The organism is Ensifer sp. ENS03, assembly GCF_014852035.1.
Classification (GTDB): Bacteria; Pseudomonadota; Alphaproteobacteria; order Rhizobiales; family Rhizobiaceae; genus Ensifer; species Ensifer adhaerens.
Genome location: NZ_JACVAV010000007.1, coordinates 314278 through 338613 on the forward strand (window position 1 = coordinate 314278; position 24336 = coordinate 338613).

The window sequence follows — 24336 nt, forward strand, 5'->3', positions numbered from 1 at the left end:
CGCGGCGGCGCACTTACCGGTCGCCCAGGGTGCATCCTGAACACACGGGTGCTTCGCGGCTCCCAGGGGGATTAAGAGGGCGGCGCAATGCCGCCCTTTCCTGTCAGCCGGCGATATAGGCCTTGATCTGTTCGGTCTCGTGCTCGATGGCGCGGATGTGATGCTTGATCACGTCACCGATCGAGACGATGCCGGCAAGCTGGCCGTTCCTTTCGACCGGCAGGTGACGGGCCCTGAGCTTGCTCATCATTTCCATCAGGGTCTGAACCGACATGTCCTCGGTGCAGCAATAGACATTCTGCCACATGACCGCTGCCACCGGCCTTTCGAGACAGGTCGAACCCTGCTTGGCAATCGCTGCGACGATGTCGCGCTCGGTGAGGATGCCTGCGATCTGATCGTCCGCGTCGAGGATGACGACCGCACCGATATGATTGTCACGCAAGAGGATGGCAGCCTGTTGGACTGTCATCTGAGGGCCGACCGTTACGACATTCCGGCCCTTTTCATCGAGTATGGCTTTTACTGACATGCGCACATCTCCCGTTGCGACAACACCGGGTCGGCAGGGATAGGTCCAGCCATCTCACGTGCGGTACGGTCGGGCGATGGAACCTGTACCCTGGCCGCTTGCGAAAGCCGTCTCGCGTGCTCCTCAGACGCGGATGGCATTCGATTCCCGGCCTACACGGGTCGCCCAGTCTTTCGATCACGGGCGACCGTAACAAATGGTGCGCCAGCGCCCTGGGGAAATCAAGCGCTCACAAGCGCCGTCCGCCGATCTTTCGCTCCGTCAGTCACGCGGATCGAAAAGGCTGAAGAGCAGAAAGCCGAAGAGGAAGCCGCCGATATGCGCTTCCCAGGCCACGCTGCCCGCTCCGCCGGGGGTAAACATGCCAAGGCCGATCAGGAAATTGGTCAGGAACCAGATACCGGCAAAGACCACGACCGAGCGGTTGGCCAGAGCCTCACCGACGTCGAGCCGGCGATTGAGATGGGCAAACTGCCGGCTGATGCGTCCGCTCGGCGAGAAGACGAAGCGCGCGGCAGCCCCCATGAATCCGGACACCACGCCGGAAGCGCCGACGACGACGATCATTTCCCCCCAGTGAAACGCCGTATGCAGCGCGACTGCGGCCGCCGCCGACAGGCACCAGAACACGGCGAGACGCCCCATGCCGATCCGCCGCACGACCGGCGCACCGAAGGCCACCATCCAGAAGATGTTGAAGATCAGATGCTCCCAGCTTCCATGCAGGAAGGAATAGGTGACGGGGCTCCACAGCCAGGCAAGCCCCTGCTCGGCCAATGGGTGATCGTAGCGGGCCGGGAGAAAGGCGAAGTTGAAGATGATCTCCTGATCGATCGCCGGCGGCAGCACGTAGGTTCGCAGAACATGGATTGCGATCAGAAACAGCAGGATGAAGGTCAGCCCCGCCGGCAGATTGAAGGCCGGCTCGCGCGCCGGGTTCGCGGCGCTGTCGCGCTCTGCTTCCGGTGGCGTCGCCGTCTGATCTCGTTCCATGGTTGCTGTGTTCTCCTCTCAATGCGGCCCACACATTCCTGTGCGATCGCGGCAATGGCATGGCATCACCGGAATTAGGACTGGAGTTGGGGCGACCAGCCATAAGCAAACAAAAAAAGACCGTCCAGCAAAAACTGAACGGTCGCCAAGCTCAGATCCGAGCTCCAGTTCAAGTGCCGAAGACAACGCTTCGTAAAGTGATGTCCTCCCCTGCCAGTTGCGGCGGCGCACTGCAACGGAAACCGTTTGTTAACCTTAATTTCCGGCTGGCACGGTTTTCGCTCCTTAATCCTCAGAACCGAAATGCATGGCCGAAGATGTCTCGAACCGGGACACAACGGGCCGCAGGAATGGAATGAAAGAAGCGATGCGCAGCAATACGACGACGGAGCTTTTCCGATACTGGAACACCATTCGCGGGAAGCGCGAGCTTCCGCGCCGCGACGAGCTTGAACCTTCCGACATCAGAACGCTGCTGCCGAACCTGTTCATTCTCGAGCGCGACCGCAATGCCGGCATCTCGTTTCGCCTAGCGGGAACCCAGGTGTGCGCCCTCTTCGGGCAGGAGCTGCGCGGGCGGCAATTCGGCATGCTCTGGCTCGGCAGCCAGGCGGCGAAAACGCAGCGCATCACCGGCCAGGTCATGACGCACCGTGTGCCGCTCGTGCTTTCGGCCAAGGGCCGTACCGCCGACGCGCGGGAAGTCGATATCGAAACCCTGCTTTTGCCGCTTGCCTCCAGCGAAGGCGAAAGTGACCGGGTCCTTGGCGCCCTCTCACCTCTTTCCCGCCCGTATTGGTTGCATGCAACCTCAATCGAATGTCTCGATGCGACGGGCATGAAGGTTCTCGACCCTGATCGGACTGCTGTGTTTCGCGACGAGGAAACGGAGCGACAGAGCGATGCCTTTGCGAAATCGCCTGCTGCCGGCGCATTTTCGCGCGAATTCCGCCAGTTCGGGCATCTCCGCATCCTCGAGGGCGGGCGCCGCGATTGATCGCGCCGACTGTCCCGAGATGATGTCAGGGACCAACCGGAGGACGAACCTTCTATTAACTTGAAAAGGCTAAGCTCCGCCAGCCAAGCTATGTCGCCACAGAGTCATCATGTTCTCGTTTCAGCACGCACAGAATACCGCTCCGAAACCGCACCACGAAGGTGCGTTCCAGCGCGTTTCCGTGAATCTGGCGGGGCGGCTGATGCTTGCCAATCGTGACGAGTTCGAGTGCACCGCCATCGACATGTCGCCCGGCGACGTCCTGCTTTCCTCGCCGGCCCAGCCGCGCGCGGGCGAACGCATCATCGCCTATGTCGATCACGTCGGTCGCCTCGAAGGCACGGTGTCTCGCATCGCCGATGGCGCTTTCGTCATCCAGCTCAACGCGACCGAGCGCAAGCGCGAGAAGCTCGCGGCCCAGCTCACCTGGATCGCCAACAAGCATGAGCTCGGCCTGCCCGAAGACCGCCGCCACGATCGCCTTGCGCCGCGCAAAACGGTAACCGAATTGACGCTCGACACCGGCGAGAAGTTCCCGTGCCGCATCATCGACCTTTCGCTGTCCGGTGCTGCCGTCGACATCGAGAACCGCCCGCCGATCGGAACCGCCATCCTCCTGGGAAATATGAAGGGCCGGATCGTCCGTCACTTCCAGGAAGGCTGCGCCATCGAGTTCTTGGGCATCCAGTCCCGTGAGGCACTGACCGAATTCCTCTAACGGCGCGCCTGCGCCGTCCTTCGGCTACCCGCCTTGCATTGAGCAACGCTCCTAGCCCGACCATCTCCCGAACTGTCCTTCAGACATAAAACCGTCTTCGTGCTTCTTTTGTGCGGCAAAGAACCCCCGCTCCCACATCGCTCCGCTCGGCTACGCCCGAGGGAACGCGCTAAAGGCGTGCTCGCTTAGGCCCTACGTCCCCGAGCCCGAAGACACACGATGATCGGTGGCAACCGGAGCGGTATTCGCGAGCAGAAGCGCGCCGCATCCGCGCCTGGATCATTTCGAGACAAGTCCGGCGCCGCGATCAAAATGCTCTCGTCGTCCGCAAATATTTTTCCGGTGGAATTCAAGCGAAAACGCATATTTCAAGTCAAAACTCTCCTGAAGTGGCAAGTACAGACGCTGCAAAGACGCATCTCCTGCCGTGGCCGCGCCGCAGTTTTTGCACCGCCCAGTCGCTCGTTTCCCGCATAACCAAGCAAATACAGCGGGTTAAATGCTTAACAAATTACGTCTCCACCAGCGGGCGGAGCTAAAATCGATAAAATTTGATTCAAATTCGATTCAAATACAAATAAAATTCTATTCTTGTTTTATTCTTATACGACTTTCATTTGTACTTGTTTTTAGCTCGCAAGTTCGCGAGCGATAAAAACGTCTGTGCCATTGTCGAACCATAACGGGGAGACAATCATGCTCAAGACAATCACCAAGCTGATCGCGGTTGCGGTCCTTTTCACCGGCGGCCTTTTCGGCACGGCTCAGGCGCTTCCGGCCAACATGGTCGTGACCGGCTCCACCAACCCGCCGATCGGCCACTACGAGTTCTGCAAGATCTATGCGTCGGAGTGCACCTCCAACGGCAAGGATGGCGGCCCGATGGTGCTGACCCGCGAAGGCTGGCAGAAAATTCTCGAGATCAACTACGACGTCAACCAGGCGATCACTCCGATGACCGACATGGAAATCCATGGCGTCGAAGAGAAGTGGTCCTATCCGGAAACCGTCGGCGATTGTGAAGACTACGTCCTCCTGAAGCGCCGCAAGCTGATCGAAAACGGCTTCTCCGCATCCGACCTGCTGATCACCGTCGTGCTGCAGCCGAATGGCGACGGCCATGCCGTCCTCACCGTTCGCACCGACCGCGGCGACTTCATCCTCGACAACATGCGCAACAAGGTGCTGCTGTGGTCGGATACCGAATACACCTACCTCAAGCGCCAATCGACCGAGCATTCCGGCCGCTGGGTCAAGCTTCAGGACGGCCGCACCGTTGCCGTCGGTAGCGTTCGCACACAGTAAGATCTGAAACACAGGCGAGCCGCCACCCGGCGGACGTCTCCCAACGGGCCTCGGTCAGTCCATTTTCCCCGTCCAGACCGAGCCTCGGCCGGTTCCGTGTCCCTCGGAACCGGCCGTTTTTTTATGCGGCCTTGTCTCCCCGGACGCACGCAGGCATAGGGCATTCATCGAAAGTTAACCGTCTTCGACCAGCGTCGGGCAAGCGGCGTCCGCCACACTTCGGTCCGCCGCCAACCAAGGGCTCGACACTCGACTTGGGCGCGGCCAACGCGACGGGACGGCCACCATGAGCAACGCTCCAAACGGGATAGACGAACCGGAACTCCGGCCGCTGCTGTCGGCCCGCTTCATCTACCGGGTGACGGCGGTCGTTGTTGTGCTCGCAGCCCTGACGGCGGCAATCGCGTTCGCGGGAAGATGGTTCGGCGAAAACCTGGCGCTGGCCGGTCACACCGCCAGCAGGGAGCCCTACGATATCTTCATCGGACAGGATCATCTGCGGCTGCCGGCGAACATGATCCGCTTCGAGGCCCAACGTGCCACCTCGATCGTCGGGCGTGTCGATGTCTACCTGACATGGCCCGGCCTTGAAGGTTACAGCGACGAAAATCGCGACCTCTTCAACGACGTCGACGCGCCTGAAAATCTGATCTTCCTGCAGATTTCGCAAAGCACGATGTCCCGCGACATGTCGGGTCGGGTGGAGCCGATCTACAAGCAGGTCTTCGACGGCACTCCATCCCCCGGGCCGAACGGACTGCTTTTACATGCGACCAAAGCTGCCTCCAGCTACGCAGGCGAAGTCTTTTATACTGCGGAGCGGACAGGCCAGGCGCCCTACGTGGTCCGCTGCCTGAAATCCGATGCGCAAACCATATCGACCAGCGCCGACTGCCAGCGCGACATTCATGCCGGCAAGGACCTCGTCGTGCTCTACCGCTTCGCCAATAAACTGTTGCCGCAATGGAAGGAAATCGACAACGCGATTACAGCTTTCATCAAAAGCCGAATCGTGCCCTGATTTCGTCCAACTGATGTGGTGCAGGCAGGCACCGCATCATTGCGCTACACCGGAATTGTCTTTGTACGAATGCGTCCGATTCCGGAAACCAATCATTCATCATAAACCGATTGGTAACGCTATGCCGATACTGTCTCGAGAACGGTCGTTCCCGGAGGCGGCGTCCGGACAACCCCATGACATGAGAATAAAGAGCAGCGTAGTGTCCCAAACCGGTTTTTTTGATCTCGCGAAGCGCCCGTTCGGCGCTCTTTCAAAGATGGTAAAGCGGGTCGTCCTGGCAGGCACCATTGCCTCGGTCGCCTTTGTGTTGCCCGGCTTTGCGGCGTCGACCTACGCCAATCCCAAATATTCGGGCATCGTCGTCGATGCCAAGACCGGCAAGATCCTCTATGGCGAGGATGCCGACGAACTGCGCTATCCGGCGTCTCTCACCAAGATGATGACGCTCTACCTCACCTTCGAGGCGCTCGAAGCCGGTCGGATCAGCAAGTCCACGCAGATTCCCTTCTCGAAGAATGCGTCCGCGGAACCCCCGTCGAAGCTCGGCGTGCGCGCCGGCCAGTCGATCACCGTCGAACAGGCGATCCTTTCGCTCGTTACACGGTCGGCCAACGATGCCTCCACGGCACTTGGCGAGTATCTCGGCGGCTCCGAGCAACGCTTCGCCCGCATGATGACGAACAAGGCGCGCGCGCTCGGCATGACGCGCACGACGTACCGCAACGCCAACGGCCTGCCCAATCCGGAACAGCGCACGACCGCGCGCGACCAGGCCCGCCTCGGGCTCGCGCTTCGCCAGCATTTCCCGCAGTATTACGACTACTTCTCCACGCGCAGCTTCCGCTTCGGCAAGCAGACCATCGGCAACCACAACCGCCTGCTCGGCAATGTGCGCGGCGTCGACGGCATCAAGACCGGCTACACGCGCGCTTCCGGCTTCAACCTCGTGACCTCGGCCCAGTTCGACGGCCGTAGCATCGTCGCCGTCGTCATGGGCGGCACCTCGGGCGCCAGCCGCGATGCACAGATGCGCCGCCTGGTCGCGAAGTACATGCCGGACGCATCGCGTCGCGGCAATGGCAACCTGATTGCCGAGACGAAGCCGACCCCCGTTCCGGCCGAAGAGACCCAGGTTGCAGCCGCAGCGCCCGTTGCCGAGACGCCGGTCGTCGCAGCCGTCGCCACTGGCCATGACCTGCCCAACACCGGTCCCGTTCCGGATTTCCGCTACAACGGCGAAAGCGCCAGCAGCGTGCAGATGGCCTATGCCGGCAACAAGCGTGCATCGGACAACCCTGTCCTTTCTCCGAAAATCGTTCCCAACACGCTCGACGCGCAGAGCCTGAAGCTTCGCCAGCCTGCGACCGCAGCGATGGTCGACACCCAGATCACCAATTCCGTGCCGAAGAAGGCAGAGGCTGTTGCCAAGGCAGAGCCTGCTGAAGTCGCAAAGGCCGAGCCGATGCCGGCGCAGCCGCAGGGCTGGGTGATTCAGATCGGTGCCACTCCGGACAAGGATCAGGCCATGACGCTGCTCGGCAACGCCAAGGACAAGGGCGGCAAGGCACTGCGCAACGCGCAGCCGTTCACCGTCGCCTTCGGCCAGGTCTACCGCGCCCGCTTCGGCGGCTTCGATGACCAGAATTCGGCAGTCAACGCCTGCAAGGCCTTGAAGAAGAAAGGCATCTCCTGCTGGGCCAGCCAGCAGTAACGACGAAATTTGGCGGCCGGATGTGTTTGTTTTCCGGCCGCCTTCCTCGGATTTGTACAGCGTAACGAGGTTAAACATGGCAATGAACGAGAACGTTCCGGGTGTCACCCCGCTGCCGGGGCGACGGGCTAAACCGTCGCGCATCAATCTGCACCCCCTGCACGAGGCGGCCATGCGCATCGCCGATCTCGGCCTCAATCGATCGAAGGCCAAGACACGCGATCTCGTCGGCATGCTTTTGACGCACGGAGCTCGAGCCTGGCGCTCGACCCAGCCGCGCGCCGGTATCCACCTTCACGTGACGGCGCCAAACCGGCGCCATCCGCTGAAGATGCGGATCACCTGAACATTCACAGTCCGAAAGGCGGCCACGGCCGCCTTTTTTGCTTTCTGGCTGGATGATGGTGCGGCCTCGGTAGGGCCGTTTCGCGCGCGCAGAAGAGTGCGAAAGCAGGCGACACCTTCAAGGACGCGTTGGTTGCCGCTCGATTGCCAAGAGCTCTGCAAAATGCCCGCGGCATAGGACTTCTAGAGAAGCCCGAGTTCGGCCAGTTCGCGCCGCAGTTCGAGCGGCATCTCGGAGCCGCCGCCCGATAGCGACGCCAGGTCGCGCGGGGCGTCCTTGTCGGTCAGGTAACGCCATCCCTGAAACGCGCGACGCGGCTGCAGTTCGGTTTCGATCACTTCCGGGCCCAGCAGCAGATTACAACGGCCGATACCTTCGCCGTCGGTAAAGGTCTCGATGCCGATGAGCGGCTGGCGCGCCTGCACGCTGCCCTTGATCACCCAGTAGAGCGAGCCGCCTTCCAGCAACTCCTCCACGCGCTTGGGCACCATGCGCGTCGTGTGGAACGAGTGCGGCTCGAGGCCGGCGGCCATGGCCGCCATCGCCTTGCGCGAGACCCATTCGCGCAGGTCCTCGATCGATTCCGCTCCGACGCAAAGCTTTATGAGATGTAGAGACATGGCTTTTTTTGAACACCCGTCCGGCCGTTGCGGTCAAGCGGCCAGACGTCGTTCATCCACAATCACCGCAATACGTCCGGTCGATACACCGGCGTCTGGGCTTCGAGAGGCTTGCAAGCCTCAACATTCGACAACGTTGACCGCAAGACCGCCGGTCGATGTTTCCTTGTACTTCTCGTTCATGTCGACGCCCGTCTGCCGCATCGTCTCGATGCAGGCGTCGAGCGGCACGAAATGCTTGCCGTCACCTTTGAGCGCCAGAGAAGCGGCCGTCACCGCCTTGACCGCTCCAAGCGCATTGCGCTCGATGCAGGGCACCTGCACGAGGCCGGCCACAGGATCGCAGGTCATACCGAGGTGATGTTCGAGTGCAATCTCGGCCGCATTTTCGATCTGCTCGGGGGTACCGCCCATAACGGCAGCAAGGCCCGCCGCCGCCATCGCGGACGCCGAGCCGACCTCGCCCTGACAGCCGACCTCAGCGCCGGAAATCGAGGCGTTGTGCTTGATGATGCCGCCGATCGCGGCAGCCGTCAGCAGATAGTCGCGAATGCCTTCCTGGTCGGCGTCGTCATGGAAATGCATGTAATAGCGGATCGTCGCCGGCACCACGCCTGCGGCACCGTTGGTGGGCGAAGTGACGACGCGGCCGCCAGAGGCATTTTCCTCGTTGACAGCCATTGCGTAGACGCTCAGCCAATCGTTGGCGAGCAGAGGATTGGCCTTGTTGGAACGCCACTCCTCCTGCAGCTTGTCGTGGATCGAGCGGGCGCGGCGGCGAACCTTCAAGCCGCCGGGCATGATGCCGTCCTGGCTCAAGCCCCGGTCGATGCAATTGCTCATGGCGCCCCAGATGCGGTCGAGCCCGGCGTTCAGTTCGTCCGGCGACATCGTCGCCTCTTCGTTCGCCCGCTTCATCTGCGCAATCGTCAAGCCGGAGCGCGCAGACATGTCCAGCATTTCCTGGGCCGAGGAGAACGGGAACGGCACCTTGACGCCCGTCGCTTTGTTCTTCGAGGCGCGCATGGCCTCAAGTTCCGTGTCGGTCACGACGAAGCCGCCGCCGATAGAATAGTAGATCCGCTTCAACAGCAGCCGGCCGTCGCGGTCGAAGGCAGAAAACGACATGCCGTTGGCATGGCCTGGCAACGGCACCTTCTTGTCGAAGACCAGATCTGTCTTCGGCTGGAATTCGTAGGACGGATGGCCCGGCGGTGTAATGCGGCCCGTGCGTTCGACCTCATCGATGAGGGCATCCATACGATCCGGATCGACGAGATCCGGGCGTTCGCCAACGAGTCCGAGGATCACCGCCCTGCCCGTTCCGTGGCCGATGCCAGTGTGGGCGAGTGAACCGTGCAGGCTCACCTTGATCGCCGCAACGGAGGCATGGGACGGACGGGGCCAGTCGTCGGAAAGGATGAGATCGAGAAAGCGATTGGCGGCCGACATCGGCCCCATCGTATGCGAGCTCGAAGGCCCGATACCAATCTTGAACACGTCGAAGACGGAAAGAAACATAAGCTGCCTGCCCCGGAGACTGACCCGCGACGCACGGGCATGATCACCCGGCACCGCATTCACGATTGCCTCGATACCACGCTTCGAAGTCTATGCGAACCGGCGTGATACCCTCTTATTTGCTGGTGGATTTTACGCCTTGATCGGTGCCGATTTAAGGAGATCCGCAAGCAGATATAGGAACGAAGCCTAAGCGATCCCATAGCAGGCCGTCAGGCGGTCAACCGACATTCGATCCCGTCCGTGCGACATTGACCTCCCGCAAGGGCTCCGGGTAGCGCCACTGGTTGCCTGGAATCAAGAACGGCGCGGCTTTTGGGAAGCCGCGCCGTCAATCAGTGGACTTTTCTAGATACTAGATATCAAAGGCCGCCGAAAAGATAAGCAAGAACAAGAACGCCAGCGAAACCAGCCACGGCGCGTGCAGTTACGCCCCAGCAAGACTTCTGAATTGTATTGTCCATGATGTCTCCGAAAACACTCTCAACGGCCGCGGGCAGCACAGTGGGCGCCCGCGTCTGGGGCCATGCATATTGAAGAAAGCGTAAATGCGCAATGGGGGAATGTGGCGGAAAGGTGTCAAGCCCGTGCGACCGAACACAGGATCCTGGTGAAAACCGCACAAATGGTCGGTACGGCCGGGAAGAAATTCCGCCGCAATTTCATCACAGTAGTTGACGCGTCGCGGATTCCGACGCCACCCCGGCCACCTTGCAATTTCCAAAAGCCATGCCAAAAACACGTGTATGACCTTCGAAGATTACATAGCGCTTGTCGTGTTTATCCTGCTTTGGGCGGGTTTCAGCTGGGCGACCGATGGCACGCGCGGCTTCAAACGCGTGAGTCTTACGCGCCTCATGAACGAGCATCGCGGCCGCTGGATCCGCAATTCGCTCAACCGCGACCTGAAGATGATCGATACGCAGATCATCGCGGGGCTCCAGGCCGGCACCGCTTTCTTCGCTTCAACGACCATATTCGCGCTCGGCGGCTGCTTCGCACTGCTCGGCGCGACCGAACAGGCGCAGATGATCTTTGCCGACATGCCCTATGTCTTCCATGGCGGGCGCACGGCGTTCGAGCTGAAGGTCGGCGGCCTCACCTGCCTCTTCGGCTACTCCTTCTTCAAGTTCGGCTGGTCCTACCGGCTGTTCAACTATTGCTCGATCCTGATGGGTGGCATCCCGATGACCGCCGACATGCAGCGGGATCGACATGCGGCGGAGAAGGCGGCCGAACGGGCGATCCGCATGAACGTGCTTGCCGCCAAGCACTTCAACGCCGGTCTCCGGGCGATCTTTCTTTCGATCGGCTATCTCGGCTGGTTCATCAGCCCCTATGTGTTCGTGGCGCTCACCGTCTTCGTCATCTTCGTTTTGACCCGCAGACAGTTCTTCTCGGAGGCGCGTTCCGCGCTCCTCAAGGACGCAACACCCTGACAATCCGCGCAACCGGCGCGCCGGACGGCTGCGGATCGCAGCCGCGGCGTTCCCTCAGCAATCAAGGACGCGTGCCTGGCGCAAGCCAGGCCTGCCACTCTTCTTCACGCCAACAGGATGGCGAATGCCCATGTCCGATATCCATGTGACCGCACCGGCAGCAGAGACCCCAGCGAAACCGACAGGCAGGCGGCTCGCCTTCATCGATGTCGCGCGCGGCGTGGCGCTGCTTGCCATGGCGACCTATCACTTCGTCTGGGACCTCGAGTTCTTCGGCTATGTCGCAGCAGGCACGGCCGGCACCGGCGGCTGGAAGATTTTTGCGCGGCTGATTGCCAGCAGCTTCCTGTTTCTTGCCGGCTACAGCCTCGTGCTCGGACAATGGCCGACGATCCGCATCAACGCGTTCCTGCGCCGTTTCGCCAAGATCGCCGGCGCCGCAGCGCTGATCACGATTGCCACCTATTTTGCCTTCCCGGACACCTTCATCTTCTTCGGCATCCTGCACGCGATCGCCGCGGCAAGCCTGATCGGCCTGATATTCCTCAGGCTTCCTGCCGTCGTTTCCTTCGCCGCAGCCGCCGCGGCCATCGCGGCACCCTTCTATCTGCGCTCGCCGATCTTCGATGCGCCCTGGCTCTGGTGGGTCGGTCTGTCCGAGACGCTGCCACGGTCCAACGACTACGTGCCGCTTTTGCCGTGGCTCGGGCCGTTTCTGCTCGGCCTTGGTGCCGCCAAGCTCTTCCACGCGCGGCTGGTATCCGCGCTTGCAAGCCGGCCCTCCACAGATGGCAAGGGGTGGCTGTGGATGACGCCCCTCGTCTTCGGCAGCCGTCACAGTCTGGCCATATACCTCATTCACCAGCCCGTGCTCATCGGACTGGTCTATCTCTTCTCGCTGATCTCTCCGCCGACACTGCCGGACCCCAAGGAAGCCTACCGCAGCAATTGCGTTGCGGCCTGCAACCAGGGAAATCCTGCCGTGCCGTGCGACAGCTTCTGCGGCTGTACCCTCGACCGTCTGGTGGAACAGAACCTGTTCGACAGCCTGAACAGGGGAGAGATCAACGTCAGCAGCGATGAACGCATTGCGCGAATCGCGCAGCAATGCACAATGAACGTGCAATCAGGGGACTAGGACATGAATGCCTATCGTGCCAAGCCGCTGAACTTCCCATGGCCGGCCGTTCTCTACGGGGTCGCCACTCTTGCGGCGCTTCTACTGGCGCGACATTTTCCCATTCCGCTGGCACATGGCCACGGCTGGTTTCCCTGGATCAGCGGCGGCGCCCTGATTATCGTCGCGATCTGGCTGGCCCTCTGGGCCGTCAAAACGCTGCTCGATCGGCATACGGCGGTCATGCCCTACCGATCGGCCACATGCCTGGTCACCTACGGTCCGTTCCGCTTCACGCGCAATCCGATCTATCTCGGTTACACCTTGATGATGATCGGCTTTGGGTTGGCGACGCTCAATCCGTGGTTCTTCATCATGGCGATCGCAGCCGTGATGCTGACCACGCTCTTTGCCATCCGCAGTGAAGAGCGGCACCTGCTGTCGCGCTTCGGTTTCGAATTCGAGCGCTACTGCCGGCATACGAGCCGTTGGATCTGAGCGCCGGTAGGGATACACGCAGCAAAAAGGGCAGCGCGAACGCTACCCTTCGAAATTTCCAGACATAAACCAGCGACCCTTCAGGTGCCGACGCCGATTTCGGCCAAACGCGTCAGGCACGCTTCCTCGACATTGTCGAGTTCCGTCAGCGTATCGTCGATGTCCTTGCGCTTCTGGCGCAGCTCTTCGCGCTTTTCCTCGACGCGCGACATCAGCAGCTGAAGCTGGCCGAGCTCGCCGGGAGGGTCCTTGTAGACCTGAATGATTTCACGGATCTCGGCGATGGTGAAGCCGATGCGGCGCCCTCGCAGAATCTCCTGAATGAGCCGCCGGTCGGCCGGTCGGAACAGGCGCGTGCGACCACGGCGCTCCGGATGGATGAGGCCCTCGTCCTCATAGAAACGCAGCGTTCGCGTGGAAATGCCGAATTCCCGCGTCAATTCGGTGATGCTATAGTATTTATCCACGCTGCCATTCCATGTGTTCCTGGGCATGCACTATCGTTGACCTTGACGTAAAAGTCAAACAACGCGCCACGTTACGTGACGTGGAACCACCAGGTGGCGATGCCGAGAAAGCTGAAGAAGCCGGTGATATCGGTAATGGCCGTCACGAAGACGGCGGAAGAGACCGCCGGGTCGGCGCCGAAGCGATCGAGGCAGAGCGGCACGAGGATGCCGCCAAGGGCCGCAGCCATCATGTTGATCAGCATCGCAGTTGCGATGATGCCGCCGATGTTCGGGTCCTGAAACCAGAGACCGGCAAGAAGCCCGATCAGCGTGCCGAAGATCATGCCGTTGAGCAGTCCAACGCCGGCTTCACGCCGGATGATGCGCGGCGCGTTGTGAATGTCGAGACCCCGTGTTGCGAGCGCGCGCACGGTAACGGTCATCGTCTGCGAACCGGCATTGCCGCCCATGCCCGCAACGATCGGCATCAGGATGGCGAGAGCCACGATCTGCTGGATCGTCGCGTCGAAGAGGCCGATGACCGAAGCGGAGATGCAGGCGGTCATCGAATTGATGAACAGCCAGGGCACGCGCGAGCGCGATGCCTCCCCGACGGAGTCCGAAAGCTCTTCGTCGCCGACGCCGCTCAGGCGCAGCAAGTCTTCCTCGGCTTCTTCCTGAATGACGTCGACGACGTCATCGATGGTGAGCACGCCCACAAGCCTGCCATTGTCATCGACGACGGCCGCAGAAAGAAGGTCGTATTGCTCGAATAGCTGGGCCGCCTCTTCCTGGTCCATCTCGGCCGGAATGGCATGGCTGGTGTCGTGCATGATCGCATCGACCTTGACCGAACGCTTGGTTCGGAGGATGCGGTCGAGGTCCATGGCGCCGAGCAGCTTGAAGGTCGGGTCGATCACGAAGATCTGCGTGAAACTCTCCGGCAGGTCCTCGTCTTCGCGCATATAGTCGATCGTCTGGCCGACAGTCCAGAATGGCGGCACCGCCACGAACTCGGTCTGCATGCGCCGGCCGGCCGTGCTTTCGGGGTAATCCAGCGAGCGGCGCAGGCGAACCCGTTCGGTAAACGGCAGCTTCGCCAGGATCTCGTCCTGGTCTTCCTGGTCCAGGTCTTCCAGAATGTAGACCGCATCGTCCGAATCCATCTCGCCGATGGCCTCGGCGATCTGTTCGTTCGGCATGTGCTCGACGATATCGAGACGGATCGCTTCGTCGACCTCCGTCAGTGCCGAAAGGTCGAATTCCTTGCCGAGCAGCGAAACCAGCGCCAGGCGCTGATCGGGCTGGATCGCCTCGAGCAGGTCACCCATTTCCGACGAGTGCAGGCCGGCAACGTGCTGGCGCAGATAGATCGTATCGCGGTCGGCGATTGCCGCGCCGACATGCACGAGAAAATCAGAGCGGATAGAACCGTCGTCGGCATAAATGTCCGAGCCGTCAAAGGCCTTGACGTCTTCTGAGCCGCGGTCTTCGTCGCCAGTATTGCTCATGCGCGCCCTCGAAACGATTTGCTGCTTCCCGGCCGTCCGCCTCGCGAGCCGGAAAGAATGCGTCCACTGACGTTTGCCTCACCCTCATCCGCCGCCATGGGCGGGAATTCTGGCCTTAGAGCCTGCTAGCGCAAAGCCCTGCCGAGGTCCACAGCACAGATACCACCGGGCGCGCCGCAACAACAGATTTATTCAAGCTGTTGCAAATACATGAAAAACCGGCTGCTTCTCGACACAGTCGACATCGACCGCGCGATCGGCTAGCACTTCAGTCGAGATATCGGAGGCGCAACACCCATTTGGCGCCGCCAAGGAAGATCTGATGGCCATTCGCCCCATTGTCCGCTTTCCCAACCCGCTGCTGACGCGGAAGGCGGAGACGATCACCCGCTTCGACGCGGCATTAGAGGCGCTGGCCGCGGACCTTCTCGTCACGATGCGGGGCGCCCCCGGCGTCGGTATCACCGCGCCGCATATCGGCATCCTGGAGCGCGTGACGGTGATCGAGCTCGACCGCGAAAGCGGCGCCAGGACCTTCGTCAATCCGGAGGTCATCTGGTATAGCGACGAGAAGGCGACCCATACGGAAGGCAGCGTCTCGATGCCGGGCATCCTGGAAGAGGTCGAGCGCCCCCGCGCCGTTCGCGTCCGCTACCAGACGCTTGGCGGCGAGACGATCGACGAGGAAGCCGACGGCTTCATGGCCACCTGCCTGCAGCACGAAATCGACCAGCTCGACGGCATCTTCTGGACACAACGGCTCTCGCGCCTGAAGCGCGACCGCGCCATCAAGAAGTTCGAAAAGCTGACCAGGGAGCAGGCGCGCGGCTAGCGCACCGATTCCCTGCTCGCAACATCACGTCATAGTCACCAAGGACCGAACCATGAAACCGACCTATCTCGCCCTCATCGGCCTCCTCGCGCTCGCCGGCTGCAACAGCGCCCAGCAAGATCTCGAGCCCCTGCCCCAGAGCCTGACCTATGGCGAGAACGCGGCCAACAGGAAGACACAGGCCGCACCGGGCGCCATGATCCAGAACCGCTTCATGTATGAAGGCCAGATGGTCTACGAGACCTACGAGGTTCAGCCCGACCGCACCTACAAGCTCGTCCGCCGCCGCATGGACCAGAGCGGACCTGCCGGCAACAACTGACACGGATCAGGGCGTACGGGCGCAGCGACCTCTGTCGCCCGTCGCCGCTATGTATTTCGAGCCGCGTATACCGCCGTTTCGAAATCGAGATAGCTCCCGAACGAAGCGGGATCGGCAAAGGGCAGTATTTGTGTCGCCCACAGGCCACCGAGACCGTTTTGGCGGTCTATCCAGTAGTAGAGGTTCGCAAGCCCCGCCCAGGCTAACGCACCGGCTGGCCGCCCCGTCGGTGCTGCTTCATCGTTGATCATGAAGCTTATCCCCCAGGACTTCGGCATGCCGGGGAAAAATTCGGCGTCGTGCGACAGGCTTCTTATTACCCCCGGGAGCTTCTTGATCTTCCTTTCTCCGAGGCCGTTCCTTGCCGCCATTTCGACGGTTTCGGCCTTCAGCACCCGACCGCCGGGTGACATCCCGTCGTTGAGCCACATGCGGATAAATTTGGCGTAGTCGACGGCCGTCGAATAGAGACCGTGCCCGCCCATCTGGACCTCCGGGGCCTGCGGGAGCCTGAAATCAGGCAACGGCGACAAACGTCCGGCATCGTCCCTTTGGTGCAAGGTAACCACGCGGGATGTCATGGATGCGGTCATTGCAAAGCCGGTGTCCTCCATACCAAGCGGCTGGAGGATGCGTTCCGCCATCACAGCGCCAAGCCGCTTGCCGGTGATGCCCTCCACGACCTGCCCGGCCCAGTCCAGGCTGCTCCCATATTCCCAGTCGTCGCCGGGATCGAAGAGCAAAGGCGTCCGGATGGATGCATGGGAGGCGGTGATCACGCTCGGCTGTCCATGTTGCCGCGCCAACCGGGCATAGGTCTCGTTGAAAAAATCGTAGCCAAAACCGGCCGTGTGCAGGAGCAGCATGCGCGTGGTGATGTCCCGTTTGGGCGGGCGGAGTTTCGGATTCCCGGCGAGGTCAAAACCTTCGATCACCTGCAGCGAGCCGATTTCGGGCGCGTACTGCCTGGCGGGAGCGTCGAGATCGAGCTTGCCCTCCTCGACCAATTGCAGGCAGGCCGTCGCCGTGATCGCCTTCGTCATCGAGAAGATCGCAAAGACGCTGTCGATGGTCATATCCGTCGCGTCAGCCAAAGAGCGCTTTCCGGTGGCGCCCGCGTAAAAATTGCCGTGGCGATCCGAGGCGATCGCGACAACGCCTGGCACGCCATCGGCGGAAGCGACCGCGGCGTTTAGGATTGCGTCGGCAGCAGTCTTGAGATCGCCGGACAAAGGAACCTCCCGCACAGCCAAGGCTTCGACACGCGTGGCGGTCGTGCCACCCTTCACGTTGAACCGCCGCGCAAATCTTAACATCAAAGGGCGGCCCAAGCCATTTTCTAACGGCTGTGGAAAAAGAGTGCCGTCGGCCAACTCAGCGCGAAACGAGCGAGACCTGGATTGCCGGAAGGCATCACGATGCTGCCGATCAGGGCGCGCCAGAACGAGGAAGCTAAACATGGATTTGAAACAAAAAACCCGGCCGAAGCCGGGTATTTGGTGCGGTCGAGAAGACTCGAACTTCCACGGGTTGCCCCACAGCGACCTCAACGCTGCGCGTCTACCAATTCCGCCACGACCGCATCGTGGTAGGGCCGACTTGCGTCGGCGCGGCTGCATGTAGCAAAAGCCCCTTGAGTGCACAAGGGATGGCTGTGGACAAATTAAACGATGGCGACGGACGGGAGGGCATTCACAGCGCGGCGCGAAAAGACGGCGTTCAGCGCGCGCGTTTCAGACCAGCGAACGAACCTCCCCGACGCCTTTCGAGGCTCGCTCTCGCCACGACGGGATCGTCGGCAATTCGTTCGGCATTCGCGCGCAAGATGAGCGACGGCCGCCACCCCTATTCGAACGCATGATATGGACTGGAAGACAAAGGGATGCGCCGGTTGCGCCCGGGCAGAAGGCCTAATTGGCTAACACCAGGATTAAAAACAAAAAACCCGGCCGAAGCCGGGTTTTTTTGGTGCGGTCGAGAAGACTCGAACTTCCACGGGTTGCCCCACAGCGACCTCAACGCTGCGCGTCTACCAATTCCGCCACGACCGCATCGTGGTAGGGCCGACTTGCGTCGACGGGGCTGCATGTAGCAAAAGCCCCTGGGGGGCACAAGGGGATCACGACAGAATTTTGACGGGAAATGAAACTATTTCAACAGCCCGCCCAAGGAGCCCCGGAAACGCTGGACTCTTGCCTCGCACCATCCCATGTACAGGCTCTAAAAAACAGGAATGCCGAGCGAATGCAGCGTGAAAATCTGAGCCAGGACATGTTTGCCCCTCCGGAATCACCCCCGGTTCGCTGGCGGATTGCCTCCGAACTGGTCGATTATCCGCAGGCCGTCGAGCTGATGGAGCGGGAAGCCGCGGCGATTGCCGCCGGCACCGCAGATGAACTGGTCTGGCTCGTCGAGCATCCGCCGCTCTATACGGCCGGCACCAGTGCCGACGCCGCCGATCTCGTCATGCCCGACCGTTTTCCGGTCTTTGCCACCGGCCGCGGCGGCGAATACACCTATCACGGCCCGGGCCAGCGCGTCGTTTACGTCATGCTCGACCTCAAGCGCAGGAAGCAGGACGTACGCGCTTTCGTCGCGGCACTCGAAAGCGTCGTCATCTCCACGCTCGATTCGATGAACGTTCGGGGCGAGCGGCGTGAAGACCGGGTCGGTGTCTGGGTGCGGCGCCCGGAAAAGCCTGCCCTGCCCGACGGCTCCATGTCGGAAGACAAGATCGCCGCGATCGGCATCCGCCTGCGCAAATGGGTGAGTTTCCATGGCTTTGCGCTCAACGTCGACCCGGATCTCGACCATTTCGGCGGCATCGTGCCCTGCGGCATTCGCGGTTATGGCGTCACCAGCCTCGTCGATCTCGGCCTGCCCGTGATGATGCCGGACGTGGACATCCGCTTGCGCGAGGCCTTCGAGACCGTGTTCGGTCCGACGCGGAACGACGCGCCGTAAGCCCGTTCAACTTGCCGTTCAACTTGCCGTTCGACGTCCAGCCTGCCGCTCACGCCAGATGATGAAGAGGCCCGAGCCAACGATGATGGCGATACCAAGCCATTTGGAGAGCGACGGAAAGTCTCCGAAGATGAGATAACCGAGCGCCGTCGCCGTGACGATCTCGAAATAATGAAACGGCGCGAGCAGCGAGACGGGTGCCGCCCGGAACGCCTTGACCACCAGCAGATGGCCGTAGCCGGACAGCGCGCCAAGCACGATCACGAGCATCCAGCCAAGCGGCGACTTCGGCAGCGACGGCACGAAATCGGCGCTGCCCATGCCGTTGCCGATCAGGATCACCAGCGCCATCGTCAATGTTCCGCCGATGCCGGCTATTGTCTGCATCGTCAGCGGCGAGTCGCCGGTACCGACAGCACGGTTGAGGAGCAGGTAGCAGGCAAAGACGAAGGCGCAGGCAACCGGCAACAGCGCGGTCAGGCCGAAAGCGGCAAAGCTCGGCTGGATGACGATCATCGCTCCACCGAAACCGACGACAATGGCGAGCCAGCGCCGCCAGCCCACTCTTTCCTTGAGGAACACCGCCGAAAGACAGGTCAGGATGAAGGGCTCGACGAAATAGATGGCGAAGGTGTCGGCAAGCGGCATGTACTTCACCGATATGAAGAAGAACAAGGCCGCGGTCGCCAGCAGTACACCGCGCAGCAGATTGGCCCAGGGCCGCTTTGGCCTCAGCGCCCGCAGGCCACCGGCGCCAAGCAGCATCGGTAGCGTCGCTACCAGTTGGAAGAAGAAGCGGTAAAAGGTCACCTGCCCCGGCGACATGCCCTCATAGACGGCCATGTATTTCGCAATCACGTCCATGCCCGGCAGGATGACCATGGCAAAGAGCATGATGGCGACGCCCTGCATCACCGTGTCGGTGTGGTCGGTGGTCGCAGTTCGGGCGTCTGTCATGGGGCAAGCTCCTGTGGCCGCCGCACATTAGAGCCTACGCGTTGGTTTTCAACGGCCGAGGATGCGACGGGCAAGGAACTATCCACGCCCTAGCCGCAATTGACGGTGTTTTTGGCGCTTCGGGGTGGTCCCTCGCCGCCCAAATGCCTATAAGCTCAGGACAATCTTCCGCCCCGGATCCAAAGGTCGGCCGTCGGCCCCCATGGTTCGGGACCTTTGAACGTGACCGTGGCAAAGGAGATGTCCATGCGCTTGTCCACCGAAACGATGATTGCCCGCCTGCGCGACACCAGCGACGGTGATACGCTGGGAGGACGCATCTGGAGGGCGCGCGACGCCGCAAATCTCAGCGCCAAGGAACTGGCCGATCAACTCGGCGTGCGCACGGAGACGATCGCGGCCTGGGAACGGGATCGGGCCGAACCCCGCACAAACCGGCTGTTCATGCTTGCAGGCGTACTCGGCGTCACCCCGGCCTGGCTGATCGCCGGGCTCGGCCGCGCGCCGGATGCCGACGCAATCGACGAGAAGGACGGCCTGCGCGAGCAGCTCGCCCTCGTCAAGAAGCTGCACGAACAGACCGGCAAGGCGATTGCCGCTCTTGAGATGGAACTCAATCGCGTTCAACAGAACATTCGATAACCTATTGCGATTCCACTTAGGGCCGCCGTTCTGGCGGCCCGACGTCATTTCAGTCCAAGGAGAAAATAGATGGATGTACGCGCCGCCGTTGCCGTTCAGGCAGGCAAGCCGCTCGAGGTCATGACGGTTCAGCTCGAAGGCCCGCGGGCCGGCGAAGTGCTGATCGAGGTCAAGGCCACAGGCATCTGCCACACCGACGATTTCACCCTGTCCGGCGCCGATCCGGAAGGCCTGTTCCCGGCGATCCTCGGCCATGAAGGCGCCGGCATCGTCGTCGACGTCGGCCCGGGCGTGACCTCGGTGAAGAAGGGCGACCACGTCATCCCGCTCTACACGCCCGAGTGCCGCTCCTGCCCGTCGTGTCTGTCGCGCAAGACCAATCTGTGCACCGCGATCCGCTCGACACAAGGCCAAGGCCTGATGCCCGACGGCACCTCGCGCTTCTCGATCGGCAAGGACACGATCCACCACTACATGGGCTGCTCGACCTTCGCCAACTACACGGTGCTGCCGGAGATCGCGGTTGCCAAGGTCAACCCGGACGCGCCGTTCGACAAGATCTGCTACATCGGCTGCGGCGTGACGACCGGCATCGGCGCCGTCATCAACACGGCACAGGTGGAAATGGGTGCGACTGCGATCGTCTTCGGTCTCGGCGGCATCGGCCTCAACGTCATTCAGGGCCTGCGCCTTGCCGGTGCCGACATGATCATCGGTGTCGACCTCAACAACGACAAGAAGGCCTGGGGCGAACGCTTCGGCATGACCCACTTCGTCAACCCGAAGGAGGTCGGCGACGACATCGTGCCTTACCTCGTCAACATGACCAAGCGCGGAGCCGACCAGATCGGCGGCGCCGACTACACCTTCGACTGCACCGGCAACACCAAGGTCATGCGCCAGGCGCTCGAGGCCTCGCATCGCGGCTGGGGCAAGTCGGTCGTCATCGGCGTTGCCGGCGCCGGCCAGGAGATCTCGACCCGGCCGTTCCAGCTCGTCACCGGTCGCACCTGGATGGGCACCGCCTTTGGCGGCGCGCGCGGCCGCACCGACGTGCCGAAGATCGTCGACTGGTACATGGAAGGCAAGATCGAGATCGACCCGATGATCACCCACACGATGCCGCTCGAAGACATCAACAAGGGTTTCGAACTGATGCATTCGGGCGAGAGCATTCGCTCGGTCGTTCTCTACTAAGCTGCTATTTTGATTCAAGGAGGCGCCGGAGACGATTGATTTCCGGCGCCTTTTTCAGTCCCGTTGAGAAGTTGATTCAAGATGATCTATGTCGACGCAGACGCCTGCCCGGTGAAAGCCGAAATCCTGAAAGTGGCCGAGCGCCACGGGATCGAGGTGACCTTGGTCGCCAATTCGGGCCTGCGCCCTTCGCGCGACCCGATGGTGCACAATGTCATCGTCTCGGCAGGCTTCGACGCGGCCGACAACTGGATCGCCGAACGGGCGCACGAAGGCGATATCGTCGTTACCGCCGACGTGCCGCTTGCCGTTCGCTGCGTTGCCGCCGGCGCACTTGTCACCGGCCCCTCCGGCCGGATCTTCGACAAGGGCAATATCGGCATGGCGTCTGCGATGCGCGATCTCGGACAGCACCTGCGCGAGACCGGCGAGAGCAAGGGCTACAACGCCGCCTTCACACCGCGCGATCGATCCGCCTTCCTCGAGACCCTTGACCGACTCGCGCGCCAGTCAAAAAAATGATCAACGGGCGGGACCATGGGGCCCGCAATCGCAGGGGCACTAGCATGGCAGCGACGACGAAGCTCAGGCACTGGCCGTTTTACACCGCCATTCTGTGCGCGCTCGCAAGCGTGCCTGTCCTCTGGTTCGTGGCGCAACGTTTCGCCCTTGAAGGGGCAGCGATCACCTTCTTCTGCGTCTATCTCGTCCTATCCTGGCGGCGCTTGCGGATGATGACCGGCCGGCATCTGAAGACCCATGCCAGGAACACCGACGAGCCCGAGGTCGTGATCCTGCTCGTGACGTTCGGGGCAGCCGCGAGTTCGCTCGTATCCCTGTTTTTCGCGCTCAACGGCGAGAAGTCCGGCTCGGCGCTGGCGCTCGGCCTCGCCTTTGCCTCCGTCGTGCTCGGCTGGGCAACGATCCACATGATGGCGGCCATGCACTACGCCCATGTCTATTGGGTCCCAGCGCCCGATGGTCCGACCACCGAACCGGCACGCGGACTCGATTTTCCCGAAACGCCCGAGCCCGGCGGCTTTGACTTCCTCTATTTCTCCTTCGTCATCGGCATGACGGCGCAAACCTCCGATGTCGCCATGACCAAGACGGCCATGCGGCGCATCAACCTGATACACGCCATCGTATCGTTTTTCTTCAACACCGTGCTCGTCGCCGCCGCCGTCAATGCGGCCGTGCAGCTTGCCGGCTGAGCATCTTTATCCAAGGAGCATCCCATGAAAGTCCTTTCGCAAAACACCGCCTTCGGCGGCATGCAGGGCGTCTTTTCGCACGATTCCAGGGCCTGCAAGGGCGAGATGACCTTCGCCGTCTTCGTACCGCCACAGGCAATCAACGAGCCGCGGCCGGTGCTCTGGTATCTCTCCGGCCTCACCTGCACACATGCGAACGTCATGGAGAAAGGCGAGTACCGTCGCATGGCCGCCGAGCTCGGCTTGATCGTCGTCTGCCCGGATACGAGCCCGCGCGGCACTGATGTTCCCGACGAACTGACGAACTGGCAGATGGGCAAGGGTGCAGGCTTCTATCTCGATGCCACCGAAACGCCCTGGGCCGAGCACTACCAGATGTATAGCTACATCACCGAGGAGCTGCCCGCCTTCGTCAGCCAGCACTTCCGCATGGACATGAGCCGCCAGGGCATCTTCGGCCATTCGATGGGCGGTCACGGCGCCATGACCATCGCGCTCAAGAACCCGGGCCGCTTCAAGAGCTGCTCGGCCTTCGCCCCGATCGTCGAGCCTTCGACCGCCGACTGGTCGATCGGCGCCTTCGAGAAATATCTGGGCGCGGACCGCGCCGCCTGGCGCCAATATGATGCCTGCGCGCTCGTCAAGGATGGTGCGCGCTTCCCCGAGTTCCTGATCGATCAGGGCAAGGCCGACAGCTTCCTTGAAAACGGCCTGCGTCCCTGGCTGTTCGAGGAAGCGGTGAAGGGCACCGGCATCGATTTGACGCTGCGCATGCATGAACGCTACGACCATTCCTACTACTTCATCTCGACTTTCATGGACGATCATCTGCGCTGGCATGCCGAGCGGCTGATCTAGCCACCGAATGGCGCAATTCCGTATGAAAGCCGCTTTCGCGGAATTGCGCCGTCAATCTACCCGGAGCGACTGATGACCCACCTTCTCCTTGTTGGCGCCGGCGGCGCGATCGGCTCGATGCTGCGTTATCTCGTCGGTCTCTGGGCCGTTCATCGCTTCGGGTCCGGCTTTCCCTGGGGCACGTTTGGCGTCAACATAACGGGGTCGTTCCTGATCGGCGTGCTCGCCGAGGTGATCATGCGCAAGTTCGGCGCCTCGCCGGACATGCGTGTCTTCCTCATCACCGGCATTCTCGGCGGTTACACCACCTTTTCCGCCTTCTCGCTGGACGCAATCACGCTCTTCGAGCGCGGCGATGTCATGCTGTCGGCCGTCTATGTCATCGCCAGTGTCGCGCTTTCGATCCTCGCGGTCTTCAGCGGGCTGGCTCTGATGCGCGCAATAGTCTAAAGGCTCGTCTTACAGGCGCTGCGTATCCAGGGGACACGCGGCGCATTGCTGCATTGTCCTTCAACCGTTGTCGCTTCGAGGGCATTGTCATGCAGCAACGAAAATATTGCGGCAGCCTT

Annotated in this window: 27 protein-coding genes and 2 tRNA genes; 19 read left to right on the plus strand and 10 right to left on the minus strand. The window is 61.6% G+C overall.

Going from position 1 to position 24336, the window contains the following annotated elements:
- Positions 1-103: 103 nt before the first annotated feature.
- Together IB263_RS23715 and IB263_RS23720 are read right to left on the minus strand one after the other, a co-directional pair.
- Positions 104-532: a CBS domain-containing protein gene (locus IB263_RS23715; RefSeq protein ID WP_034795965.1), complete on the minus strand. Its 429-nt coding sequence runs from the start codon at positions 530-532 to the stop codon at positions 104-106.
- A 261-nt stretch (positions 533-793) separates the two neighbouring features.
- A complete protein-coding gene (locus tag IB263_RS23720; RefSeq protein ID WP_034795968.1) occupies positions 794-1525 on the minus strand; it encodes a rhomboid family intramembrane serine protease in 732 nt (243 codons plus the stop codon).
- Positions 1526-1880: 355 nt separating this feature from the next.
- Between IB263_RS23720 and IB263_RS23725 the strand changes: the two genes are divergently transcribed.
- From IB263_RS23725 to IB263_RS23755, 7 genes are all read left to right on the plus strand, one after another.
- Positions 1881-2522: a PAS domain-containing protein gene (locus tag IB263_RS23725; RefSeq protein WP_234798738.1), complete on the plus strand. Its 642-nt coding sequence runs from the start codon at positions 1881-1883 to the stop codon at positions 2520-2522.
- Between the two features lie 109 nt (positions 2523-2631).
- On the plus strand, positions 2632-3240 hold the full coding sequence (locus IB263_RS23730) for a PilZ domain-containing protein (protein WP_034795971.1): 609 nt from the start codon (positions 2632-2634) through the stop codon (positions 3238-3240).
- 219 nt (positions 3241-3459) lie between these two features.
- Complete coding sequence (locus IB263_RS23735) at positions 3460-3717, plus strand: hypothetical protein (RefSeq protein WP_156400714.1); 258 nt, start codon at positions 3460-3462, stop codon at positions 3715-3717.
- Positions 3718-3936: 219 nt separating this feature from the next.
- Positions 3937-4545 (plus strand): transglutaminase-like cysteine peptidase, encoded by a 609-nt coding sequence (locus tag IB263_RS23740; RefSeq protein WP_034795974.1) that lies wholly within the window; start codon positions 3937-3939, stop codon positions 4543-4545.
- Positions 4546-4831: 286 nt separating this feature from the next.
- A complete protein-coding gene (locus tag IB263_RS23745) occupies positions 4832-5566 on the plus strand; it encodes a hypothetical protein (RefSeq protein ID WP_089044569.1) in 735 nt (244 codons plus the stop codon).
- A gap of 181 nt (positions 5567-5747) precedes the next feature.
- Positions 5748-7280: an SPOR domain-containing protein gene (locus IB263_RS23750; protein ID WP_192439107.1), complete on the plus strand. Its 1533-nt coding sequence runs from the start codon at positions 5748-5750 to the stop codon at positions 7278-7280.
- Positions 7281-7356: 76 nt separating this feature from the next.
- Positions 7357-7626, plus strand: coding sequence for a hypothetical protein (locus IB263_RS23755; protein ID WP_034795983.1), 270 nt, complete (start codon positions 7357-7359; stop codon positions 7624-7626).
- A gap of 182 nt (positions 7627-7808) precedes the next feature.
- On the opposite strand, the gene IB263_RS23760 is transcribed toward IB263_RS23755, so the two are convergent.
- Positions 7809-8246 carry a DUF1489 family protein gene (locus IB263_RS23760; protein WP_034795986.1) on the minus strand — a complete coding sequence of 146 codons (438 nt, stop codon included), beginning with the start codon at positions 8244-8246 and terminating at the stop codon, positions 7809-7811.
- Positions 8247-8366: 120 nt separating this feature from the next.
- Positions 8367-9767: an L-serine ammonia-lyase gene (locus IB263_RS23765; RefSeq protein ID WP_192439108.1), complete on the minus strand. Its 1401-nt coding sequence runs from the start codon at positions 9765-9767 to the stop codon at positions 8367-8369.
- Between the two features lie 746 nt (positions 9768-10513).
- On the opposite strand from IB263_RS23765, the gene IB263_RS23770 reads away from it, so the two are divergent.
- The 3 genes from IB263_RS23770 (at position 10514) to IB263_RS23780 (ending at position 12821) form a co-directional block, all read left to right on the plus strand.
- Complete coding sequence (locus IB263_RS23770; RefSeq protein WP_034795992.1) at positions 10514-11206, plus strand: DUF599 domain-containing protein; 693 nt, start codon at positions 10514-10516, stop codon at positions 11204-11206.
- 130 nt (positions 11207-11336) lie between these two features.
- Positions 11337-12344: a DUF1624 domain-containing protein gene (locus IB263_RS23775; protein ID WP_192439124.1), complete on the plus strand. Its 1008-nt coding sequence runs from the start codon at positions 11337-11339 to the stop codon at positions 12342-12344.
- Positions 12345-12347: 3 nt separating this feature from the next.
- A complete protein-coding gene (locus tag IB263_RS23780; RefSeq protein ID WP_192439109.1) occupies positions 12348-12821 on the plus strand; it encodes an isoprenylcysteine carboxylmethyltransferase family protein in 474 nt (157 codons plus the stop codon).
- Positions 12822-12901: 80 nt separating this feature from the next.
- Here IB263_RS23780 and IB263_RS23785 read toward each other — a convergent pair whose 3' ends face one another.
- Positions 12902-13288: a MerR family DNA-binding transcriptional regulator gene (locus IB263_RS23785; RefSeq protein ID WP_089044566.1), complete on the minus strand. Its 387-nt coding sequence runs from the start codon at positions 13286-13288 to the stop codon at positions 12902-12904.
- Between the two features lie 71 nt (positions 13289-13359).
- Positions 13360-14781, minus strand: a complete 1422-nt coding sequence (gene mgtE / locus IB263_RS23790; protein ID WP_192439110.1) for a magnesium transporter — start codon at positions 14779-14781, stop codon at positions 13360-13362.
- 322 nt (positions 14782-15103) lie between these two features.
- On the opposite strand from mgtE, the gene IB263_RS23795 reads away from it, so the two are divergent.
- Positions 15104-15613: a peptide deformylase gene (locus tag IB263_RS23795; protein WP_089044565.1), complete on the plus strand. Its 510-nt coding sequence runs from the start codon at positions 15104-15106 to the stop codon at positions 15611-15613.
- Between the two features lie 52 nt (positions 15614-15665).
- Positions 15666-15935, plus strand: a complete 270-nt coding sequence (locus IB263_RS23800) for a hypothetical protein (protein WP_060607338.1) — start codon at positions 15666-15668, stop codon at positions 15933-15935.
- A gap of 47 nt (positions 15936-15982) precedes the next feature.
- Here the strand turns inward: IB263_RS23800 and IB263_RS23805 are convergent, their stop codons facing one another.
- The 3 genes from IB263_RS23805 to IB263_RS23815 form a co-directional block, all read right to left on the minus strand.
- Positions 15983-17167: a serine hydrolase gene (locus IB263_RS23805; RefSeq protein ID WP_192439111.1), complete on the minus strand. Its 1185-nt coding sequence runs from the start codon at positions 17165-17167 to the stop codon at positions 15983-15985.
- Positions 17168-17432: 265 nt separating this feature from the next.
- Positions 17433-17517, minus strand: a tRNA-Leu gene (locus IB263_RS23810).
- A gap of 384 nt (positions 17518-17901) precedes the next feature.
- Positions 17902-17986 (minus strand) — tRNA-Leu (locus IB263_RS23815).
- Between the two features lie 193 nt (positions 17987-18179).
- On the opposite strand from IB263_RS23815, the gene lipB reads away from it, so the two are divergent.
- A complete protein-coding gene (lipB, locus tag IB263_RS23820) occupies positions 18180-18899 on the plus strand; it encodes a lipoyl(octanoyl) transferase LipB (protein WP_192439112.1) in 720 nt (239 codons plus the stop codon).
- A gap of 18 nt (positions 18900-18917) precedes the next feature.
- On the opposite strand, the gene IB263_RS23825 is transcribed toward lipB, so the two are convergent.
- Complete coding sequence (locus IB263_RS23825; RefSeq protein WP_060516826.1) at positions 18918-19856, minus strand: DMT family transporter; 939 nt, start codon at positions 19854-19856, stop codon at positions 18918-18920.
- Between the two features lie 246 nt (positions 19857-20102).
- Between IB263_RS23825 and IB263_RS23830 the strand changes: the two genes are divergently transcribed.
- From IB263_RS23830 to crcB, 6 genes are all read left to right on the plus strand, one after another.
- Positions 20103-20498, plus strand: a complete 396-nt coding sequence (locus IB263_RS23830; RefSeq protein WP_034804375.1) for a helix-turn-helix domain-containing protein — start codon at positions 20103-20105, stop codon at positions 20496-20498.
- A 69-nt stretch (positions 20499-20567) separates the two neighbouring features.
- On the plus strand, positions 20568-21695 hold the full coding sequence (locus IB263_RS23835) for an S-(hydroxymethyl)glutathione dehydrogenase/class III alcohol dehydrogenase (protein WP_064816987.1): 1128 nt from the start codon (positions 20568-20570) through the stop codon (positions 21693-21695).
- Positions 21696-21776: 81 nt separating this feature from the next.
- Positions 21777-22217 (plus strand): YaiI/YqxD family protein, encoded by a 441-nt coding sequence (locus IB263_RS23840; protein ID WP_060585482.1) that lies wholly within the window; start codon positions 21777-21779, stop codon positions 22215-22217.
- Between the two features lie 44 nt (positions 22218-22261).
- A complete protein-coding gene (locus IB263_RS23845) occupies positions 22262-22909 on the plus strand; it encodes a DUF1345 domain-containing protein (protein WP_192439113.1) in 648 nt (215 codons plus the stop codon).
- A gap of 24 nt (positions 22910-22933) precedes the next feature.
- Positions 22934-23767 (plus strand): S-formylglutathione hydrolase, encoded by an 834-nt coding sequence (gene fghA, locus IB263_RS23850; protein ID WP_089045748.1) that lies wholly within the window; start codon positions 22934-22936, stop codon positions 23765-23767.
- A 72-nt stretch (positions 23768-23839) separates the two neighbouring features.
- Positions 23840-24217: a fluoride efflux transporter CrcB gene (gene crcB / locus IB263_RS23855; RefSeq protein ID WP_060520939.1), complete on the plus strand. Its 378-nt coding sequence runs from the start codon at positions 23840-23842 to the stop codon at positions 24215-24217.
- Positions 24218-24336: the final 119 nt, after the last annotated feature.

Excerpts from the sequence above, each read along its gene's own strand:
- IB263_RS23795 (WP_089044565.1), top strand. The coding sequence starts at position 15,104 with ATGGCCATTCGCCCCATTGTCCGCTTTCCCAACCCGCTGCTGACGCGG.
- IB263_RS23735 (WP_156400714.1), top strand. The coding sequence starts at position 3,460 with ATGATCGGTGGCAACCGGAGCGGTATTCGCGAGCAGAAGCGCGCCGCA.
- IB263_RS23750 (WP_192439107.1), top strand. The coding sequence starts at position 5,748 with ATGAGAATAAAGAGCAGCGTAGTGTCCCAAACCGGTTTTTTTGATCTC.
- IB263_RS23840 (WP_060585482.1), top strand. The coding sequence starts at position 21,777 with ATGATCTATGTCGACGCAGACGCCTGCCCGGTGAAAGCCGAAATCCTG.
- IB263_RS23780 (WP_192439109.1), top strand. The coding sequence starts at position 12,348 with ATGAATGCCTATCGTGCCAAGCCGCTGAACTTCCCATGGCCGGCCGTT.
- IB263_RS23730 (WP_034795971.1), top strand. The coding sequence starts at position 2,632 with ATGTTCTCGTTTCAGCACGCACAGAATACCGCTCCGAAACCGCACCAC.
- IB263_RS23830 (WP_034804375.1), top strand. The coding sequence starts at position 20,103 with ATGCGCTTGTCCACCGAAACGATGATTGCCCGCCTGCGCGACACCAGC.
- IB263_RS23845 (WP_192439113.1), top strand. The coding sequence starts at position 22,262 with ATGGCAGCGACGACGAAGCTCAGGCACTGGCCGTTTTACACCGCCATT.
- IB263_RS23745 (WP_089044569.1), top strand. The coding sequence starts at position 4,832 with ATGAGCAACGCTCCAAACGGGATAGACGAACCGGAACTCCGGCCGCTG.
- IB263_RS23755 (WP_034795983.1), top strand. The coding sequence starts at position 7,357 with ATGGCAATGAACGAGAACGTTCCGGGTGTCACCCCGCTGCCGGGGCGA.
- IB263_RS23770 (WP_034795992.1), top strand. The coding sequence starts at position 10,514 with ATGACCTTCGAAGATTACATAGCGCTTGTCGTGTTTATCCTGCTTTGG.
- IB263_RS23720 (WP_034795968.1), bottom strand. The coding sequence starts at position 1,525 with ATGGAACGAGATCAGACGGCGACGCCACCGGAAGCAGAGCGCGACAGC.
- IB263_RS23765 (WP_192439108.1), bottom strand. The coding sequence starts at position 9,767 with ATGTTTCTTTCCGTCTTCGACGTGTTCAAGATTGGTATCGGGCCTTCG.
- lipB (WP_192439112.1), top strand. The coding sequence starts at position 18,180 with ATGCAGCGTGAAAATCTGAGCCAGGACATGTTTGCCCCTCCGGAATCA.
- IB263_RS23760 (WP_034795986.1), bottom strand. The coding sequence starts at position 8,246 with ATGTCTCTACATCTCATAAAGCTTTGCGTCGGAGCGGAATCGATCGAG.
- fghA (WP_089045748.1), top strand. The coding sequence starts at position 22,934 with ATGAAAGTCCTTTCGCAAAACACCGCCTTCGGCGGCATGCAGGGCGTC.
- IB263_RS23835 (WP_064816987.1), top strand. The coding sequence starts at position 20,568 with ATGGATGTACGCGCCGCCGTTGCCGTTCAGGCAGGCAAGCCGCTCGAG.
- mgtE (WP_192439110.1), bottom strand. The coding sequence starts at position 14,781 with ATGAGCAATACTGGCGACGAAGACCGCGGCTCAGAAGACGTCAAGGCC.
- IB263_RS23775 (WP_192439124.1), top strand. The coding sequence starts at position 11,337 with ATGTCCGATATCCATGTGACCGCACCGGCAGCAGAGACCCCAGCGAAA.
- crcB (WP_060520939.1), top strand. The coding sequence starts at position 23,840 with ATGACCCACCTTCTCCTTGTTGGCGCCGGCGGCGCGATCGGCTCGATG.
- IB263_RS23725 (WP_234798738.1), top strand. The coding sequence starts at position 1,881 with ATGAAAGAAGCGATGCGCAGCAATACGACGACGGAGCTTTTCCGATAC.
- IB263_RS23715 (WP_034795965.1), bottom strand. The coding sequence starts at position 532 with ATGTCAGTAAAAGCCATACTCGATGAAAAGGGCCGGAATGTCGTAACG.
- IB263_RS23800 (WP_060607338.1), top strand. The coding sequence starts at position 15,666 with ATGAAACCGACCTATCTCGCCCTCATCGGCCTCCTCGCGCTCGCCGGC.
- IB263_RS23740 (WP_034795974.1), top strand. The coding sequence starts at position 3,937 with ATGCTCAAGACAATCACCAAGCTGATCGCGGTTGCGGTCCTTTTCACC.
- IB263_RS23825 (WP_060516826.1), bottom strand. The coding sequence starts at position 19,856 with ATGACAGACGCCCGAACTGCGACCACCGACCACACCGACACGGTGATG.